We start from the raw sequence: 1,015 nt of genomic DNA on the forward strand, positions 1-1,015 counted from the left end.
AAATACGGGTGTACCTTTGTGATAGGTGCTAACGTGATCCTGACGGAAACTATCCAGTACAATAACGATGAGATTCATTATAATAATACCCTCCAAGTTCCATATCTGTAGCGTTTAACTGTGGTTTCATTCTATCACAATCAGGCGTGTGGGACAAGCGTTTTTTCGTAGAACCTATCACAGGGCTATAACGTATTGTGTCCTCAAGTCTTGATGGAAACCGGCTAACCCTATTGACAAACCCTATCCATCAGACTATAATCTACTCAGTTTCATCGTTGCACAGGTATAGACATGCCGCTGATAGGAGAGGGTAGGAATGGACAAACAGGATCCGAAAGTTGTGGTTGTCGGAAGTTTCAATATGGACCTTGTGGTCAAGGCGGGACGGCGTCCACAAATAGGCGAGACGCTTATGGGAGAAGAATTCGGCATGTTTATCGGGGGCAAAGGGAGCAATCAGACGTGACGATGATTGGCAGGCTCGGAGCGGATCTTTTTGGAGATACGTTAATGGCAGCCCATATAGAGGCGGGAATCTGTACCGATTATGTCATCCGAGACACAGAGGTTGGAACAGGGGTTGCGTCGATATTGATTGACGCTGATGGAGATAATAGCATCGTGCTAGTCCCGCAGGCGAACATGGGTCTGACCGTTGCAGATATAGAACAGGCTTCAGAGGCTATCGCCGCTGCGGATGTACTTTTGCTGCAATTGGAAGTACCGATCTCCGCTTCTCGACGCGCCGCAGAAATAGCGAAATCGAACGGTGCAACGGTGGTGCTTAACCCTGCTCCGGCACAGGAATTGCCTGATTATTTTTTGGCGCAGGTGGACATTCTTACTCCCAACGAAGTGGAGACCGAATCGCTGTCAGGCGTCAGGGTTTCCACTGTGACAGAGGCAGAACGCGCCGCCAAAGTGTTGTTGGACAAGGGACTTTCTGCTGTGATCTTAACGCTCGGCGAGCGAGGGGCATTATTGCTGACACCGGATCTAACGCAACAGGTTC

General features: G+C 49.3%; 2 protein-coding genes. Both read left to right on the forward strand.

The genetic code is table 11. The features are described 5' to 3' along the window. Positions 1–319 precede the first annotated feature (319 nt). Positions 320–469 (forward strand): hypothetical protein, encoded by a 150-nt coding sequence (locus tag J4G02_07150; protein MCE2394352.1) that lies wholly within the window; start codon positions 320–322, stop codon positions 467–469. Beyond that, a partial coding sequence (locus J4G02_07155) for a bifunctional hydroxymethylpyrimidine kinase/phosphomethylpyrimidine kinase (GenBank protein ID MCE2394353.1) occupies positions 466–1,015 on the forward strand: 550 nt, incomplete at its 3' end. The genes J4G02_07150 and J4G02_07155, both read left to right, overlap by 4 nt.

The sequence above is a fragment of the Candidatus Poribacteria bacterium genome (assembly GCA_021295755.1).
GTDB lineage: Bacteria > Poribacteria > WGA-4E > WGA-4E > PCPOR2b > PCPOR2b.

Excerpts from the sequence above, each read along its gene's own strand:
- J4G02_07150 (MCE2394352.1), top strand. The coding sequence starts at position 320 with ATGGACAAACAGGATCCGAAAGTTGTGGTTGTCGGAAGTTTCAATATG.